The organism is Sorangium sp. So ce124 (genome assembly GCF_051525235.1).
In the GTDB taxonomy this organism is placed as follows: domain Bacteria; phylum Myxococcota_A; class Polyangia; order Polyangiales; family Polyangiaceae; genus Sorangium; species Sorangium atrum.
In genome coordinates this window covers 11,536,390-11,555,422 of sequence record NZ_CP150312.1, presented here as the reverse complement: position 1 = coordinate 11,555,422, position 19,033 = coordinate 11,536,390, and the positions used below count along the sequence as shown (strand labels likewise).

The following is a 19,033-nucleotide window of genomic DNA, read 5'->3' as shown; positions in this document are numbered from 1 at the left end:
ATCGTTTTCAATGTGTTCGCCGCTCTAGCTGACTCTGGTTGGGAATGAAGGCCGTTGCCAGTTCACCCGCACGAGGCCCTCCCGCGTAAAACTGTGCAAAAAATACTTCCCATCGATACGTGCGAGATGACCAACGGTCGCCGCATCGCCGGTACTCCAAGCTACCTGCTTGCTGCTCGCGGCTGTTCGCTCCACCAATGCCTGCCACTGCGACATGTGGGTTCTGGGTGTCACCTCCCCGCCGAACCATTGATTTGCATGACGAGAAAAGGAGTGTTGCAGCCCGGGTGTATCCGCAATTTGGCGAATTACGGGCGCTTCTCCACCTGCGGCCTGGGCGATCGGGGGCTTGGGCACGCGGAGGAAGCCGCCCGCGCCGCCGGCGGCGCCTGGGAGGAATATCGGCATGTCCCTGAACCTCGCCAGTGCCCCCCTCAGGGCGGCCGCGCCCGCCCGCTCGATACCGGCTACAGCAGCGGGCGACAGTGCCAAAGCTGCTCCGGAGGCGAGGTTGACGGCGACCGCCCTTGTCCTTGCCTCGTCAAGGCCGCCTCCGAACCCCCTTTCGAAGCCTCTCTGCGCCGCCTCGGCAAGCTTCGGGTCGGTAAAGGTAGGCAGTTCAGGAATCGCGTTCAGTTTCTCTGCAAGTCCTGCCTGCAATTCCTCTACGAACTTGGGGTTCGACTTCAGATTGCGTGGGAGAACGCTAGGATTAAGGCTAGTCAGCGTCTTGAGCGCCTCATCAGCCTCACCGATCGCCTCGCCGAACTTGCCCCCGATCTCGGCGCCGAGATTTTCCGCTTGCTCCGCCGCCTGTCGTGCTTCTTCGGCTGCTTTTTGTGCAGCAAAGTCCTTTCCGGGTGGAGGTGGCGGGTCAGGCTTCTTCATCCCGGGCGCGGGTGCTGGAACGACCCGCTCGTCCCACCTCCCCGTTGGATCCCGGAGCACAATGGGGTTTCCCGATACGTACGCGTACAGGTTCGGCCCATCCACCAACCCCGCCGGATCGGCCGCCGTCCACCTCCCGAGCCACGGCGCGTAGTACCTCGCCCCGTGATAGTATAGCCCCGTTTCCTCGTCCTTCTCCTTCCCCGTGTACCTGTATCTCCTCTGCGAGACCTCGATCCCCGACGCGGCCGACCAATACGCCGTCGTCCCGTACGGGTGATACTCCTCGTACCCGATAACGAGCCCCGCCCCGTCGACCTCCAGCGACGCCGACCCGAGATGGTTGTCGAGCTGGTAGCGCACCCGCGGCGTCACCGTGAACGGCCCCGACGTGTCGACCGTCTTGGTCTCCACCATCGCCACCCGCCGCGCGCCATCCATCACGTGCAGCGTCTGCCGCTCCAGCACCAGCCCCGACCCGCTGCGCCTCCGGTACACCTCGTAGCCGCCGAGGTAGATGCGCTCGTCCACGAGCCCGTTGTGCTCCCAGACCTTGCGCACGCGCTGCCCCGTCGCGCTGTAGGTGTAGTAAACCACCCCGCCGCCACCGAGATCCGTGCTCCTCAGCTGATCGTTCTCGTCCCAGGTCAGCGCCGTGATGTGCGGCATCAACGTCATGTTGCCGTGCGCGTCATGCGCATAGTTGCGGAACGGCCCGTTCACCGGGTCCCGGGTCGTGCTCGTCAGCCGGTTGTTCCCCGTCTCCTCGTACGCATACCACCGCGTCCAGCTCCCCGTGCCCGCCTGGTGCACCATCCTCTGCAGGTTGCCCACAGCGTCATAGACGTACTGCTCGGTATAGTTCCTCAGCGCCTGCGCGTCGTTCGCGTGCGGCAGCGACTGGATCGGCAGGTCGTTCTGGTCACGCGGCGACTCCGACAGCCCGCCCGCGTGCTCCCGCCCCGTCGCTTCGATCAGCCGGTAGACCGCGTCGTACACGTAGTGTGCGCTCGGCGATACCACGGCGTTGTTGAAGAACACCGTCTGCTGCGCGCTGTCCCCGATCTCCACGATGTTCCCGACCGGGTCGTACACGTACGTCAGGTTCTGCAGCACCGCGCTGTCCGAGCTCCGCGTCGTCTTCAGGCGCGAGAGCCGGAACGTCAATGGGTCATATGTGTACGCCGTCGAGGTGCCGTTGCCGTACTCGATCCGCTCGCGCTGCCCCTTCGCGTCGTAATCGATGTTGTCGACGAACGTCGTCCAGACACCTCGAACCCGCGCCTCGACCCGCTCGAGCAGCCCCGCCTCGTTGTACGTCGGCTTGACCTCGTTCGTATCCGGCGCCGTCACGCTCGTCGGCCGATTCAGCGCATCGTACGCCGTCTGCGTCCCGAAGCTCTCGGTCTCCAGCAGCGGCTCGGCCGCCGTCGCGATGGCGGCCGCATCCGTCAGCGCCGACAGCACCGACCAGTCGGCGTCCGCGTGCACGTCGCTGCGCAGTCGGCGCGACGCCTGCAGCACATTTCCCTTGAAGTCGTACGCCTGGCTCGTCACAACTCCCGCGCCATCATACACCTGGTACGCCGTGCCGCGCAGGTTCAGCGCCGTCGCCTGCGGATGCGCTTCGCCGTAGACGTAACGGCGCGCCAGCCGCTCGCTGCCCGAGCCCAGCTGCACCTGCTCGTGCGTCGGCCGGCGCAACGCATCGTACGACGAGCGGTAGACGAACCCTCGCCCGTTCCAGACCCGCAGCCGCTGTCCTGTCGCGCCCGCCAGCATCCACCGCTCGCCGCCGTCGTTGCTCTGCTGCTCATCATGCTCATCACGGCAAGCTGGACCTCGTGGCCTGTTGGCGCCTCGACCGGTTCGCCCGGTCGGTCCGCCATCTCATGATCGCACTCAATCACTTCCGGGCCAGGGACATCGACTTCATCTCCCTGCACGACGGCATCGACACGAGCACACCGGCCGGGAGGTTCAGCTTCACCATCATCGCCGCCGTGGCTGAGGTGAAACGGGAGCTGATCGCGCAGAGGACCAAGGCCGGGCTCCAGGCCGCGAAGAGGCGTGGCGCAAGCAGCTCGCCCTCCATGGCAGCGAGGCGCTGGCGGGACGCAATCCTGGTCGCAGGCCGAAGCAGGACGCGAAGGACCGGCGCATCACCGAGTTCGAGAAGCGCTCGGCGCGGCTCGAGAAGAAGCTCGCGCTCGCTGAGAAGCTCATCGACCTCCCCAAAAAGGTCTCTGCCATTCTGGGCATCAACCTCACGAACGACGGAGAGCGCTGCTGGACGTCATCGAAGAGCTCGATGATCCGCGCGTCCCCATCGCGCAGGCGTGCTCGGCGCTCGGCGTGAGCGGCGCCACGGTCTACCGGCAGACCCGGCCCGCGAGGCCGCCCGCGCCGCCCAGGCCCGCTCCGAGCCCACGCTGGCTCAGTGACCCCGAGCGGCAAGCCGTGCTCGACGTGCTGCACAGCGACGAGTTCGTCGACCAGCCCCCGCCGGAGGTCTACGGCCGTTGTCGCTCTTCCGCGTGATGCGGGGGGTAGACAGCTGCCAGCCGACGCCCAACCGGCCGTTGCCAGCCCCGGAGTCGTATGTCACCGCGAGCCCCGACCCGAACCCCGCGCGGCCGGGGCTCAGCTGCAGCGGGATCGAGAACGAGCCGGGGCTCGACGAGCGCCCTACCAGCGCCACCGCTACGGCGTCTTCATGTGGGATGTGGGCGCATGGACATGGTGCGGATTCTCTACTCGGCGTGGATCACTGACGCGAACGCCAGTGCGGGCTCCCTCACCTTCCGGCAGGGAGGAGAAGATGCAGTAACCTGGGTTCGATTCAGCTTTGCAACAGGTGCCGCCGCTAGGAACCGATCCATTATCCGCTCCGGGCCTTCACCATCCCCATCTTCGGCCTGCTCACCAGACGCGCGGCAGTCATTCCCTGACGGCTACAGATGAGGGACGAACGCTTAGCGTTCAGAAGCCTTCGTCCCTTGGCAGTGGAACGATTCCCTGATACAGCTTCGCGTCCATGCCCAGATCCGCAATCACGCACATGATCTGCTGATAGACAGTCCTGCCGGGCACCACGTTGCGCTCGCACATTTGCTCACACAGCGTATCCACGGCAATTACATGCTCGCCATATTTCAGGAATCGAGCAATGTTCCGGCGATCGATCTCCGGCAAAGCGTCGCCGAGCGCCGCAAGAATATCCATAACTTGTGTTACAATATACTCATTCATCGTTAGCGGCCCCTGTTGTAACCTGTAATGATTCCCTCTCCAGTCGGCTCGATAATCACTTCGACATTGAGACCGTGATCCCTTCCCCTTACAGAATATCGAACCGGCTTCCCGGCCTTCGTGGTGGTGGCAGCTCCCGGAGCTGGCCCACCACGACTCAACTTTCCAGCCTCCGGGCCTTTCGTAACCATCCAACTCGAGGTAGGCGCGTTGGCCATACGCTCAATCGCCGCAATGGCTTGGGCATCCGTCCACGTGTCCGGGAATGCACCCACCGGGAGTCCTCGGCCGGGACCATGCCCATGCCCCGGCTGACTACCAGGATGAACTGGTGTGCCCTCAAGAATGTGTGCGGCTCTTTCCGGACTAACACGGAAGGCTCCTCCCCTTGCGTCAGCGGCGTCCTTCTCGTCCGTACTCTCCGCAGCAGGCGGTCCTTCGGGCTTAGTACTGGCACCTGGAGTAGCCGCTGCCTGGCGTGCCTCTTGCTCTTTTGCAGCCTCGGGCGGCGGCGGTATCACAGGCGTCATGCCCGGTACTGGCGGCGGCTGAGGAGGGCCGGGAGGAGGGGCTGAGATGCCGCCATCACCCTTGGCCGAAAGCTTGTCGACGAGATAGCCAACACCCATCTCGACAGCAACTATCCCGACGCTGATCACAATCCCACCGACGTGGCTGCCGCCGCCAGGCGGCGGTCGGGTGGGCGCCGCGCCCCGTGTGGCAGGAGCGATCCGAAATACACCGGAGGCCTCACCTCTGGCCGGCAGACTAGGCGGCGCGGAAACTGGCTTGGCAGCGGCAGCGCCCAACGCCGCCGGAGTTCCGCCTTCCGAAGGCACCCCCTCTGAACGCTCTGGAGTTGCGCTGCCAGCGCTCTTGCTCACCGCCGCGGCAATGCCTTTTTGCAGCTCAACCGGCTCCCAAGGCCATCGCCATCGAATCGGCTGCGGCTGGACTGCACGCCCATCAGGGTCGAACAACGTCGTGGGATTATCCCTCGCGTACACGTACAGGCTCGGCCCGTCCACCATTCCCGCTGGGTCCGCACTCGTCCACCTCCCGAGCCACGGCGCATAGTACCTCGCCCCGTGGTAGTAAAGCGCCGTCTCCTCGTCCTTCTCCTTGCCCGTGTACCGGTACCGCCTCTGGCTCACCTCCAACGCGCTGCTGCTCGACCAGTACGCCGTCGTCCCGTAAGGATGATACTCCTCGTACCCGATCACCAGCCCCGCACCGTCGACCTCCAGCGACGCCGACCCGAGATGGTTGTCGAGCTGGTAGCGCACCCGCGGCGTCACCGTGAACGGCCCCGACGTGTCGACCGTCTTGGTCTCCACCATCGCCACCCGCCGCGCGCCATCCATCACGTGCAGCGTCTGCCGCTCCAGCACCAGCCCCGAGCTGTTGCGCCGCCGGTACACCTCGTAGCCGCCCAGGTAAATGCGCTCGTCCACAAGCCCGTTGTGCTCCCAGACCTTGCGCACGCGCTGCCCCGCAGCGTCGTAGTCGTAATAGACATCGCCGCCGCCGTCGAGATCCGTGCTCCGCAGCTGATCGTTCTCGTCCCAGGTCAGCGCCGTGATGTGCGGCATCGACGTCATGTTGCCGTGCGCGTCATGCGCATAGTTGCGGAACGGCCCGTTCACCGGGTCCCCGGTCGTGCTCGTCAGCCGGTTGTTCTCCGTCTCCTCGTACGCATACCACCGCGTCCAGCTCCCCGTGCCCGCCTGGTGCACCATCCTCCGCAGGTTGCCCACGGCGTCATAGACGTACTGCTCGGTATAGTTCCTCAGCGCCTGCGCGTCGTTCGCGTGTGGCAGCGAGTGGATCGGCAGGTCGTTCTGGTCCCGCTGCACGTCGGCAATCCCGCCCGCATGCTCCCGACCCGTCGCCTCGATCAGCCGGTAGACCGCGTCGTACACGTACTGTGCGCTCGGCGATACCACGGCGTTGTTGAAGAACACCGTTTGCTGCGCGCTGTCCCCGATCTCCACGATGTTCCCGACCGGGTCGTACACGTACGTGAGGTTCTGCAGCACCTCGCTGTCCGAGCTCCGTGTCGTCTTCAGGCGCGCGAGCCGGAACGTCAGCGGGTCATACGTGTACGCCGTCGAGGTGCCGTTGCCGTACTCGATCCGCTCGCGCTGCCCCTTCGCGTCGTAATCGATGTTGTCGACGAACGTCGTCCATGCCACCGCGCCTCGAACGCGCGCCTCGATGCGTTCGAGCAGGCCCGCCTCGTTGTACGTCGGCTTGATCTCGCTCGCATCCGAGGCCGTCAGACCATCCGGTGCCGTCACGCTCGTCGGCCGGTTCAGCGCATCGTACGCCGTTTGCGTCCCGAAGCTCTCGGTCTCCAGCAGCGGCTCCGCCGCCGGCGCGATGGCGGCCACATCCGTCAGCCCCGCCAGCACCGACCAGTCGGCGTCCGCGTGCACGTCGCTGCGCAGCCGCCGCGACGCCTGCAGCACGTTGCCCTTGAAGTCGTACGCCTGGCTCGTCACCACGCCCGCGCCATCATACACCTGATACGCCCTGCCGCGCAGGTTCAGCGCCGTCGCCTGCAGATGGGCTTCGCCGTAGACGTAACGGCGCGCCAGCCGCTCGCTGCCCGAGCCCAGCTGCACCTGCTCGTGCGTCGGCCGGCGCAGCCCATCGTACGACGAGCGATAGACGAACCCACGCCCGTTCCAGGCCCGCAGCCGCTGTCCTGTCGCGCCCGCCAGCATCCACCGCTCGCCTCCGTCGTTGCTCTGCTGATTGAGCAGCTGCCCGCCCAGCCCGAAGCGATGCCGCATCGCCTGGTTGCCGCGCGCGTCCGTGATCCCGAGCGGCTGCCCCTCGATATCGAGCGTCGTCTGGGTGATGTACTCCCCCTCGGCCCCGTTGTCCGCCGCCGCGCGGAACACCCGCCCCAGCGCGTCCAGGTGGCTCACTGCCGGCGTCCCGGCGTGCGCGGCCGCCAGGTCAGCCGCGCGGCGCTCCGGATCGCCCGCCGTCAGCGCCTGCCGCGCCGCGTACCACGCGCTCTCCAGCACGGTGTCGTTCGGATCGTGCGACGTCTGCTTCCACGCATCGAACACCACCCGGGAGAACGTGCCATTGGGCAGGTCGGTCCGGATGAGCCGGCCAAGCGGATCGTACCGCAGGATCGGCGTCACCCCCCACTCCACGAGCTCCGCTTCGTCCTCGTACTCGTGCGTCGCGCTGAAGAACGGCTCGTACTGCTTGACCGGATTGCCCTTGTTGTCCAGCACCGTGCGCCCGGTCCCGACCCAGCGCGACGTCGCATGCGAAAAGACCAGGTCGCCCTCTGCGTCGTGCACCAGCGCGCCGTTCGCGTCGCGCTCGGGCGCGAGCCCCGGCTCCGCCTTCACCCTGCGCAGCACCTCGTTGCCCGAGCCGTCCGAGTAGCTGTACGTGTCCAGCCAGCGCAGGTTGCCCGGTCCGTGCTGCTCGCGGGCGCGGGCGTGCACCACGCTCGGCTCGCCGGTGGACTCGAATCGCTCCAGATCGTACGCGAATGTGGCCGTCGGGTCGTCGAGCGTGTCGCCCTCGCCGGCCCCAGGCTTGCCCTTCACCGCCATCGCCGTGACCCGGCCCAGCGCGTCGAAGCGCACCTCGCTCACGTTGCCGTTTACGTCCGTGAGCTGCCGCGGGGCCAGGACGCGGTAGTCGGGGATGGCTTCCACGAGATTGCTCAGCGGATCGGTCACCGCCGTCACGAGCAGGCAATACGGGTCGTAGGCGACCTGCGACGCATTGCTGAACGGATCGACGAACGTCGTCGGCAAGTAGAAGTGAGCCGCCGAAGGCACCGCCCGCCCCGAGGACACCCAATAGTCCGGATCGTCCGGGAGCTGGAGATAGCCCCCCTCCTCGAGCATGCCGCTCGTGACACGGGTCCCGAACACGGACGTGATCAGCGAAGGCGTGAGGATCTTGGCGAAGCTCTCGTAAACGAGCGCCCTGCTGCCGACCTCTCCGAACGGCAGCGGCCCCGTGAGATCGTCGCTCCAGTACCTCGTGCGCGCGTGCTGCAACAGGCGCTTCTGTAAGCCCCCGCTCGGCGTCCCGTCGTATGCGAGGTACGTCGCCTCGTCCGCCGCATTGAGGACCGTGTCGAAGGCGAGCACCCCCTCCGCGCCGAGCGGCAGGCCGTGCAGTTCGTAGGTCCGGGTCTCGGTCGGGACCCCAATCCGATAAGCACCCTCCTCGTCCGGGACCAGGTGCTTCACCTTGTTCTCCGTCAGCGTCGCCTTCCCCTGCTCCTGCTCGGGGAACTCCGCCCACGCCGCACGGCGGCGATACCCGATCTGCGCCGTCCGCAGGACCGTACCGTAATTGTCGACCTCCAGCGTGAGCGCGTGCGCTACGCGCGGATCGCTCTCGCTGCGCTCGTACTGGTATTCCAGCGCCTCGCGCGCATGGGCGAAGAACACCGCGTGCGCATCCCCCACCGCGGGCTGGAGCCGCCGCATCGCGTAGCTGTGCTCGGTGACGACGTACGGACGCGGCTCCTCCGCCGACCCGTCGAGCGCATAGATCTCCTGGCGGAGGGGCCGCCCCTTGAGCGCCCGGCACGCCTCGCGCATCTCCGCGGCGCGGAGCCCCTCGGGAAGCAGCGTGTCCGCCAGGCGGACCGCCTCCGCGTCGCCGGCGTAATACTCGCTCTCGTACTGCGCCGAGATCTTCGCCCCCTCGATCCAGGCGCCGGTATGGAACCACGTCTTCGTCAGCACCGGCGGCAGGTGCAGCTCGGGATCGGCGTTCGCCGCGGGCGGCGCGAAGCCAGCCCCGCTGAACGCCGAGAACGACTCGGTGTCACGCTGCTCGACCATGCCGAAGCCGCGCGTCTCCCGCTCCACTCCGTCGTAGTCGCCGTGGTGATAAGCATACGTTGTCACGAAGCGATGCCGCGAAACCGCGTCGAAGACCTCGACGCGCTCGATGACATGGACCACGAACGGCAACCTCGTCACCCACGGGCGGCCCGCCGCCCGGTCGGCGAGGTAGAATCTCGTCGACGGCGCATACGTCACCGTCGTGGTCCTTCCGAGGTTGTTCGCGATCGAGGTCAAGAGGTGCGGCTTCTTGCTCCCGAGCAGATCGATGTAGCGCACCCGCGGGCGCGCCCCGGGCAGCGACGAGGCCCACACCAGGCACCCGGTCCCGGAGCCGAGCAGATCGATCACATCGACCGACGCCAGATCGCTCACGTCGGGCAGCTGCGGCAGGATCACCGGCGAAGCAAACGTATTGCCGGCGTTGTTCGCATGGAAGCGCACGCCGTCCGGGTGCAGGTAGACGATATCGGTCGTCCCCGAGCCGTCTACGTCGGCCAGGCGGATGCGCTTCGGATCGAAGCGGCCCTCGTGGTCGAACCGCATGCTCCCGCCCATCTGCACCTTGGCGCCAAAGCGGCAATGGCCGAGATTGGGCCAGTAACACACGTTGCCGTTCCGGATCCGCACCAGGTCCACCAGCCCATCGCCGCTCATGTCGGCCAGGAAGATGCTCTGCGCCGCGTCGGCGAAGACCAGCGACGGCCCGCGCTCCTCGTCGCTCGGACGCGAGATCGTGATCGGCCGGTCGAAGCCGCCCTTGGCGAGCGACGGATACCACGTGAACGTTTCGGGCCCCGTGATCAGGATGTCCTCGTGCCCGTCGCCGTTCAGATCGATCAGGCGGACGTTCGGGTCGCTCCAGTCGACGTTCGGCTGCGACGCGAACGGGCGGAACGGCGCCCAGCCCGCGTCGGTGCGGTCGAAGTAGCCCGCCACCGGCCGCTCGAACACCACCCGCTCCTTGCGCCCGTCTCCGTCGATGTCGAGCAGCTGCCCGCCGAAGACGGCCGGGCGAGATTGCAGCGGCCGCGCCGCGGACAGGAGGCCCCCGCCGAGGTTCTGCTTGTAATACAGCGCCTCGCCCTCCTCGATCAGAACGCCGGGCAGCGCCTCGCCGTCGAGATCGACCCACCGCCGCCCAGACCCCATCGTGCCGCCCGGCAGGTCGCGCAGACTCTCGGGGTCGAGCGACTTCACCTCGCGGTGAATCACCGGCTCGCTGTACGTGAGCGTGCCGGGCGGGAGATTACCGGTGTGAACACCGGGCTTTGTGACCGCCGGTGCGTGCTCCTAACATTCTGTTGACCTTGGGTGAAGGAGGGGCCAACAGCAAATAGGTTCGATTCAGTTTTCGGGCTCGATCCATCTGTCAGCAGAACCACGAGTCCAACGCGCACGTGCAACGAGATTGAACCACCTGGATCGTTCTTTGCTTCCCCGATATAACATGAATCGTTCACACTCATATTCGTCCGGTGCTGGACGTCTGCAATAGACGGCGACCTGACTCCGGCGGTCCCCAGTAAGATCGACGATGGTGAACGGCCTCCACATGAACTCGTTGCCATCGTCCTGAGGCGCGATTGACTCGGCACTCTTTCGGGGGAGAGACTCGTTAATCCAGTGAAATTCGAGTCGGGCAGCTCTGGTTGCCTCCGATGCACGAACCGCAACGAGCCCCTGAGGGATAGGCGATTCACTCGAGCAGCCCTCCACAGCCCACAGGCCGTCGCCAACCTCGTTACCGACCGACGCTTGACACACCACACCTCGCTTGTCGATGAGCAGCAAAGCTTCGCCGCGAGAAGGGGCTTGAGCGCGATAGGACGGCAGGGACGTTATCCGGAGCGTCCCCGGCGAGACACGCGAAACTAAAAACACATCAACACCCTCCGGCTTCACCACTCTTTCCTTCCGGGAGACGCGATACAATTGATACCAGCCGCACCGCTCTGCCCCATAGTATTCGAAAGCTCCGCCCACCTCGATGTCTCCCTCACCGTAAGCACGTCGGAGGTAGACTTGCTGTACAGAACAGTGCAGGTCAGTCTCCGCGACCTTTCGCACGAGGGACTCGGCGCCATCGCCGAGGCTAGACCCATGCGGCAAAGGGGCAACAGACGGCTCTGGAGCCATCGTAACACGGGGGCGGCACTGGCTTTGGTCCACGCTGGTCGCCTCGCGTGCACCGGCGCAACCGGCGCAGACCAAGGCCGCCACCGCGAACGCTTCGCTGGTTCTCATCGTTCCCCTTTGACTTCGTGTCATCGGGTTGATTGTCGCACAACCGAAGTCGATTGTCGAGGCTGGGGTAAGCGGCGTGGCCCGATGTTGCAGTGTCACGGCAACGGACGCGGCGCCCGGGCACTCAACGGCGCCTCGCAGAAACTCCAGCCGTCGGGCCGCCAGGGGCGGGTGCATCGCGTCGTTGCACCTCGTCGCCGCCCTTCAGGAGGGCTCCCCGGGGCGGCTGGCGTCGCCCCGGGGCCCTGCGCTCCGACGGGCCCCTGTTATCACCCATCTACGCTCTACGCCCTCCGGCGAGCGTACCGAGTCCGGCCTGCACCTGCCGAGGCGGCGGAAGCGACGACGTTTCACGGATGTGAGGCCGGTTAGGCCGCACTAAAGCACGTTACGTACTACTCGATTGCGACTGAACCATGCGGTCACCTCCAAGAATATCTTGACCTTCGGATCGCGCCTTATGCGACCTACGCGCAGGCAATTGATCTATTGTTGCTCCGCGGCCTTGGCTGCTCTCTGCCACACGCTTTCTTTGGGTTCGACGCTCCGCGCCGCTTGCTCCCACATAGTGGGAGCTACCGACTTGATGGCCTCCGTTTCGCTCGGTGCCGAAAAGAACTCGTGGACAGCTTTAGCCAAATGATCGGCGGGTTCAGTCTGGATACTGAGCCAGTTACCAAGGGGGCCATGCTCGTCGGATATCCCCTGAGATCTCAGGCCGGCATGAGCAGACAGCTCATGGAAGAACGTCTCCAGAATCGAATCTTCAGATCGGCTTACCTCTTTGCTCGAATCGATAGGATTGCGAAATCGGTTCGCCACAACAATCAACCCCTGGGCTGGCTTCTTGTCTGTCGCTGGACGTCGGAGCGCTGGATCCGTGTCACCGCTTGCCCTCTCGTCCCGCATCTTTCTCTTCCCCCAATACTCATTGCTCGGGTATGAGTCTATCGTTTCGCCGACCATCACTCCATCTTCTTTGTGCCCCCAGACCGGCACGTCTCCGGGCTCGAAATCGCCTTGAAGCTTGTCGTTAGGGTAAAGACTGTCCTTCGATACGTTTGACGCCGCTGTGGTAAGATGCCAATCACCTGATTGAATGGCGCGTGCAGCGGACGTAAACCATTCCGGCACATCCTTCTGCGTAACGCCCGGAGGCAGCTGAGCTTGACTATTAACGAAGATTCGATTTTCCCGCCAAGAGAATGCGTTCTTCATCCAGCCCGGGATTTTATCATTGCGCTTGATCATCTCAACAAGCTGTCTCGCAGATATTTTTGATTCTGGAGAAACCGTGAGACCCCCCGCAGCTCTCTTTCCTTGATGACCACTTGGATCCTTCAGTACTATTGGGTTTCCGCTCACGAACGCGTACAGGTTCGTCCCCTCCACCATCCCAGCCGGATCCGCGCTCGTCCACCTCCCGAGCCACGGTGCATAGTACCTCGCCCCGTGATAGTATAGCCCCGTTTCCTCGTCCTTCTCCTTCCCCGTGTACCTGTATCTCCTCTGCGAGACCTCGATCCCCGACGCGGCCGACCAATACGCCGTCGTCCCGTACGGGTGATACTCCTCGTACCCGATAACGAGCCCCGCCCCGTCCACCTCCAGCGACGCCGACCCGAGGTGGTTGTCAAGCTGGTAGCGGACCCGCGGCGTCACCGTGAACGGCCCCGACGTGTCGACCGTCTTCGTCTCCACCATCGCCACCCGCCGCGCGCCATCCATCACGTGCAGCGTCTGCCGCTCCAGCACCAGCCCCGAGCTGTTGCGCCTCCGGTACACCTCGTAACCGCCGAGGTAGATGCGCTCGTCCACGAGCCCATTGTGCTCCCAGACCTTGCGCACGCGCTGACCCGCAGCATCGTAGTCGTAATAGACATTGCCGCCGCCGTCGAGATCCGTGCTCCGCACCTGGTCGTTCTCGTCCCAGGTCAGCGCCGTGATGTGCGGCATCGACGTCATGTTGCCGTGCGCGTCATGCGCATAGGTGCGGAACGGCCCGTTCTCCGGGTCCCCGGTCGTGCTCGTCAGCCGGTTGTTCTCCGTCTCCTCGTACGCATACCACCGCGTCCAGCTTCCCGTGCCCGCCTGGTGCACCATCCTCCGCAGGTTGCCCACGGCGTCATAGACGTACTGCTCCGTATAGTTCCTCAGCGCCTGCGCGTCGTTCGCGTGCGGCAGCGACTGGATCGGCAGGTCGTTCTGGTCGCGCGGCGCGTCCGACAGCCCGCCCGCGTGCTCCCGCCCCGTCGCCTCGATCAGCCGGTAGACCGCGTCGTACACGTACTGTGCGCTCGGTGACACCACGGCGTTGTTGAAGAACACCGTCTGTTGCGCGCTGTCCCCGATCTCCACGATGTTCCCGACCGGGTCGTACACATACGTGAGGTTCTGCAGCACCGCGCTGTCCGAGCTCCGCGTCGTCTTCAGGCGCGAGAGCCGAAACGTCAGCGGGTCATACGTGTACGCCGTCGAGGTGCCGTTGCCGTACTCGATCCGCTCGCGCTGCCCCTTCGCGTCGTAATCGATGTTGTCGACGAACGTCGTCCACGCCACCGCGCCTCGAATCCGCGCCTCCACCCGCTCCAGCAGCCCCGCCTCGTTGTACGTCGGCTTGACCTCGCTCGCATCCGAGGCGGTCAGGCCATCCGGGGCGGTCAGGCTGGTTGGGCGGTTCAGCGCATCGTACGCCGTCAGCGTGCCGAAGCTCTCGGTCTCCAGCAGCGGCTCGGCCGCCGTCGCGATGGCGGACACATCCGTCAGCGCCGACAGCACCGACCAGTCGGCGTCCGTGTGCACGTCGCTGCGCAGCCGGCGCGACGCCTGCAGCACATTTCCCTTGAAGTCGTACGCCTGGCTCGTCACAACTCCCGCGCCATCATACACCTGGTACAGCCTGCCGCGCAGGTTCAGCGCCGTCGCCTGCGGGTGCACTTCGCCGTAGACGTAACGGCGCGCCAGCCGCTCGCTGCCCGAGCCCAGCTGCACCTGCTCGTGCGTCGGCCGGCGCAACGCATCGTACGACGAGCGGTAGACGAACCCACGCCCGTTCCAGGCCCGCAGCCGCTGTCCTGTCGCGCCCGCCAGCATCCATCGCTCGCCGCTGTCGTTGCTCTTCTGATAGAGCAGCTGCCCGCCCAGCCCGAAGCGATGCTGCATCGCCACGTTGCCGCGCGCGTCCGTGATCACGAGCGGCTTCCCCTCGATATCGAGCGTCGTCTGGGTGATGTACTCCCCCTCGGCCCCGTTGTCCGCCGCCGCGCGGAACACCCGCCCCAGCGCGTCCAGGTGGCTCACTGCCGGCGTCCCGGCGTGCGCGGCCGCCAGGTCAGCCGCGCGGCGCTCCGGATCGCCCGCCGTCAGCGCCTGCCGCGCCGCGTACCACGCGCTCTCCAGCACGGTGTCGTTCGGATCGTGCGACGTCTGCTTCCACGCATCGAACACCACCCGCGAGAACGTGCCATTGGGCAGGTCGGTCCGGATGAGCCGGCCGAGCGGATCGTACCGCAGGATCGGCGTCACCCCCCACTCCACGAGCTCCGCTTCGTCCTCGTACTCGTGCGTCGCGCTGAAGAACGGCTCGTACTGCTTGACCGGATTGCCCTTGTTGTCCAGCACCGTGCGCCCGGTCCCGACCCAGCGCGACGTCGCATGCGAAAAGACCAGGTCGCCCTCTGCGTCGTGCACCAGCGCGCCGTTCGCGTCGCGCTCGGGCGCGAGCCCCGGCTCCGCCTTCACCTTGCGCAGCACCTCGTTGCCCGAGCCGTCCGAGTAGATGTACGTGTCCAGCCAGCGCGGGTTGCCCGGTCCGTGCTGCTCGCGGGCGCGCGCGTGCACCACGCTCGGCTCGCCGGTGGACTCGAATCGCTCCAGATCGTACGCGAATGTGGCCGTCGGGTCGTCGAGCGTGTCGCCCTCGCCGGCACCCGCTTTGCCCATCAGCGCCATCGCCGTGACCCTCCCCAGCGCGTCGAAGCGCACCTCGCTCACGTTGCGGTTTGCGTCCGTGAGCTGCCGCGGGGCGAGGACGCGGTAGTCGGGGACGGCCTCCGCGAGATTGCTCAGCGGATCGGTCACCGCCGTCACGAGCAGGCAATACGGGTCGTAGGCGACCTGCGACGCATTGCTGAACGGATCGACGAACGTCGTCGGCAAGTAGAAGTGAGCCGCCGAAGGCACCGCCCGCCCCGAGGACACCCAATAGTCCGGATCGTCCGGGAGCTGGAGATAGCCCCCCTCCGCGAGCATGCCGCTCGTGACACGGGTCCCGAACACGGACGTGATCAACGAAGGCGTGAGGATCTTGGCGAAGCTCTCGTAAACGAGCGCCCTGCTGCCGACCTCTCCGAACGGCAGCGGCCCCGTGAGATCGTCGCTCCAGTACCTCGTGCGCGCATGCTGCAACAGGCGCTTCTGGAAGCCCCCGCTCGGCGTCCCGTCGTACGTGAGCGTCGGCACGTTTTCCGCCGCAGCCGCCGCGTCGAGGACTGCCTGGAACGCGAGCACCCCCTCCGCGCCGAGCGGCAGGCCGTGCAGCTCGTAGGTCCGCGTTTCGGTCGGGACCCCGATCCGATAAGCACCCTCTTCGTCCGGGACCAGGTGCTTCACCTTGCTCTCCGTCAGCGTCGCCTTCCCCTGCCCCTGCTCGGGGAACTCCGCCCACGCCGCCCGCCGGCGATACCCGATCTGCGCCGCCCGCAGGACCGCGCCGTAATCGTCGACCTCCAGCGTGAGCGCGTGCGCCACGCGTGGATCGCTCTCGCCGCGCTCGTAATGGTACTCCAGCGCCTCGCGCGCATGCGCGAAGAACACCGCGTGCACATCGCCCACCGCGGGCTGGAGCCGCCGCATCGCGTAGCTGTGCTCGGTGACGACGTACGGGCGCGGCTCCTCCGCCGAGCCGTCGAGTGCATAGATCTCCTGGCGGAGGGGCCGCCCCTTGAGCGCCCGGCACGCCTCGCGCATCTCGACCGCGCGGAGCCCCTCGGGAAGCAGCGTGTCCGCCAGGCGGACCGCCGCCGCGTCGCCGGCGTAATACTCGCTCTCGTACTGCGCCGAGATCTTCGCCCCCTCGATCCAGGCGCCGGTATGGAACCACGTCTTCGTCAGCACCGGCGGCAGGTGCAGCTCGGGATCGGCGTTGGCCGCGGGCGGCGTGAAGCCAGCCCCGCTGAACGCCGAGAACGACTCGGTGTCCCGCTGCTCCACCATGCCGAAGCCGCGCATCTCCCGTTCCACACCGTCGTAGTCGCCGTGGTGGTATGCATACGTCGTGACGAAGCGATGCCGCGAAACCGCGTCGAAGACCTCGACGCGCTCGATGACATGGACCACGAACGGCAACCTCGTCACCCACGGCCGGCCGGCCGCCCGGTCGGCGAGGTAGAACTTCGTCGACGGCGCATACGTCACCGTCGTGGTCCTTCCGAGGTTGTTCGCGATCGAGGTCAAGAGGTGCGGCTTCTTGCTCCCGAGCAGATCGATGTAGCGCACCCGCGGGCGCGCCCCGGGCAGCGATGAGGCCCACACGAGGCACCCGGTCCCGGAGCCGAGCAGATCGATCACCTCGACCGCCGCCAGATCGCTCACGTCGGGCACCTGCGGCAGGATCACCGGCGAAGCCAACGTATTGCCGGCGTTGTTCGCATAGAAGCGCACGCCGTCCGGGTGCAGGTAGACGATATCGGTCGTCCCCGAGCCGTCCACGTCGGCGAGGCGGATGCGCTTCGGGTCGAAGCGGCCCTCGTGGTCGAACCGCATGCTCCCGCTCATCTGCACCTTGGCCCCGAACCGGCAATGGCCGAGGTTGGGCCAGTAACACACATTGCCGTTCCGGATCCGCACGAGGTCCACCAGCCCGTCGCCGCTCATGTCGGCCAGGAAGATGCTCTGCGCAGCGTCGGCGAAGACCAGCGACGGCCCGCGCTCCTCGTCGCTCGGACGCGAGATCGTGATCGGCCGGTCGAAGCCGCCCTTGGCGAGCGATGGATACCACGTGAACGTGTCGGGCCCCGTGATCAGGATGTCCTCGTGCCCGTCGCCGTTCAGATCGATCAGGCGGACGTTCGGGTCGCTCCAGTCGACGTTCGGCTGCGACGCGAACGGGCGGAACGGCGCCCAGCCCGCGTCGGTGCGGTCGAAGTAGCCCGCCACCGGCCGCTCGAACACCACCCGCTCCTTGCGCCCGTCTCCGTCGATGTCGAGCAGCTGCCCGCCAGAAACGGCCGGGCGAGACTGCAGCGGCCGCGCCGCGGACAGGAGGCCCCCGCCGAGGTTCTGCTTGTAATACAGCGCCTCGCCCTCCTCGATCAGCACGCCGGGCAGCGCCTCGCCGTCGAGATCGACCCACCGCCGCCCGGAACCCATCGTGCCGCCCGGCAGGTCGCGCAGACTCTCGGGGTCGAGCGACTTCACCTCGCGGTGAATCACCGGCTCGCTGTACGTCAGCGCGATCGACGGGAGCGCCTCGCGGCTGTACGCCTGGGTCTGCGGATGGCGGACATATCCGGCCTGGATCGCGGTGGCGAGCCGCGTCAGGTAAGCGTTCTCCGCATACGTGAGATCCAGCGACCGCACGAGGCACGGCGTCTCGCCGAGCTCGGACATATGGTGAAACATCAGCACGCGACGGCAGAGCCGGTAGGTGCGGATCTCGAAGCCGGCGCGGTACACCGAGAACGGGTCCTGGCGGACCAGCCACGGGGCGCTCTCCGCGGGCGTGGGCGCCTCGGCGTCGTGCTCGCCGTAATCGAAGACGACCTCGAACAGGAAGCTCCCCGCGACGCCCGGCACGGTGTTCCCGTAACGGACGCCCTTGAGATAGCGGTTCGCCACCGCCGCACGGCCGGCGTGGCGGTGGCTCTCCGCGGCCTCGTCGCGCGCCACACCCATCAGGTCTTCTGCTTTGTAGTCGTATACAACGACATTGCCCTTGTCGTCCCGAGTCTCCTCCAGCAGCCACGAGAAGATGCGCGCAGGCCTCGCCGGGTCGGCGATCCGCGCGGGCGCGCTCCGCCCGTAGACGCTCGTCATGTTGTCCGGCGTCGTCGCCGTCCAGTACACGTTTCCGCCCTCCTTGACCTCGCGGCGCTCGATGCGCGCAAACGCGCCCTCGACGCGGGGACGGTAGCGGATCACCCTCTCGGTGTCGGTCTCGTACCGGTCGAGCGTGGCGCCGTCGATCGACCGGGCCGGCACCAGATCCTCCGCGCCGGACAGGACGAACACATCGCTCTCGTGTGCGTCGTCGTAACGGGGAAGGCCCTTGTCGGTCTTTCGCGTGATGCGCGGGATCGACAGCTGCCAGCCGGCGCCGAACGGGCCATTGCCTGCCCCCGAGTCGTACGTCACCGCCAGCGCTGGCCCGAACCCCGCGCGGCCGGGGCTCAGCGGCAGCGGGATCGAGAACGACCCCGCGCCCGTCACCGGGTTCGCGGAGAATTTCTCATCCACCCCGCGGATCGCGCCGCCGCCCTTGGGCAGCGCGGGCGCGGGCAGCTCCGGCGCCTTGGGCGCGCCGGGGAGGCCCTTCGGAGCCTCGGTGTCTTTGCCGGACCCCTCCCGGGCGAGGGACGCGGGGTCTCGGCTCTTGCCGCGAGCTCCGCCGTCCGGCGCGGCCGGTGATGCTGCCGGAGCAGCGGTGGATTCCTTCTTGGGCTCACGAGCGTTCATTCGTCTCCCTCTTCCCATGGCAATGGGCGGCCCGCGCGCCCGGAGCGACTCGCTCCGGCACGACGGCGCCGGCCGCCGAGCCCGTGAGCGGCGCCGGGCCAGCGCCGCTCACGGACTGTTCAAGCTCT

The 19,033-nt window shown here is 66.6% G+C and carries 6 protein-coding genes and 1 pseudogene; 2 read left to right on the top strand and 5 right to left on the bottom strand.

What is annotated here, in order from left to right:
* Nucleotides 1-24 precede the first annotated feature (24 nt).
* Entirely contained in the window at nucleotides 25-2,670 is a 2,646-nt protein-coding gene (locus tag WMF19_RS43375; RefSeq protein ID WP_437895731.1) for an RHS repeat domain-containing protein, read from the bottom strand.
* A gap of 62 nt (nucleotides 2,671-2,732) precedes the next feature.
* Between WMF19_RS43375 and WMF19_RS43370 the strand changes: the two genes are divergently transcribed.
* Nucleotides 2,733-3,203: a recombinase family protein gene (locus tag WMF19_RS43370; RefSeq protein ID WP_437895730.1), complete on the top strand. Its 471-nt coding sequence runs from the start codon at nucleotides 2,733-2,735 to the stop codon at nucleotides 3,201-3,203.
* A gap of 40 nt (nucleotides 3,204-3,243) precedes the next feature.
* On the top strand, nucleotides 3,244-3,429 hold the full coding sequence (locus WMF19_RS43365; RefSeq protein WP_437901788.1) for a hypothetical protein: 186 nt from the start codon (nucleotides 3,244-3,246) through the stop codon (nucleotides 3,427-3,429).
* Between the two features lie 37 nt (nucleotides 3,430-3,466).
* Here the strand turns inward: WMF19_RS43365 and WMF19_RS43360 are convergent.
* The 4 genes and pseudogenes from WMF19_RS43360 to WMF19_RS43345 form a co-directional block, all read right to left on the bottom strand.
* Nucleotides 3,467-3,589, bottom strand: a pseudogene (locus WMF19_RS43360) (SpvB/TcaC N-terminal domain-containing protein); the annotation flags it as partial.
* Nucleotides 3,590-3,870: 281 nt separating this feature from the next.
* Nucleotides 3,871-4,140 (bottom strand): MafI family immunity protein, encoded by a 270-nt coding sequence (locus WMF19_RS43355; RefSeq protein WP_437895729.1) that lies wholly within the window; start codon nucleotides 4,138-4,140, stop codon nucleotides 3,871-3,873.
* A gap of 2 nt (nucleotides 4,141-4,142) precedes the next feature.
* The gene (locus WMF19_RS43350) at nucleotides 4,143-10,184 is read right to left on the bottom strand and encodes a toxin TcdB middle/N-terminal domain-containing protein (protein ID WP_437895728.1); all 6,042 of its coding nucleotides are present in this window, start codon (nucleotides 10,182-10,184) and stop codon (nucleotides 4,143-4,145) included.
* 1,533 nt (nucleotides 10,185-11,717) lie between these two features.
* A complete protein-coding gene (locus WMF19_RS43345; protein ID WP_437895727.1) occupies nucleotides 11,718-18,905 on the bottom strand; it encodes a SpvB/TcaC N-terminal domain-containing protein in 7,188 nt (2,395 codons plus the stop codon).
* Nucleotides 18,906-19,033 lie beyond the last annotated feature (128 nt).

Excerpts from the sequence above, each read along its gene's own strand:
- WMF19_RS43375 (WP_437895731.1), bottom strand. The coding sequence starts at position 2,670 with ATGCTGGCGGGCGCGACAGGACAGCGGCTGCGGGTCTGGAACGGGCGA.
- WMF19_RS43355 (WP_437895729.1), bottom strand. The coding sequence starts at position 4,140 with ATGAATGAGTATATTGTAACACAAGTTATGGATATTCTTGCGGCGCTC.
- WMF19_RS43345 (WP_437895727.1), bottom strand. The coding sequence starts at position 18,905 with ATGAACGCTCGTGAGCCCAAGAAGGAATCCACCGCTGCTCCGGCAGCA.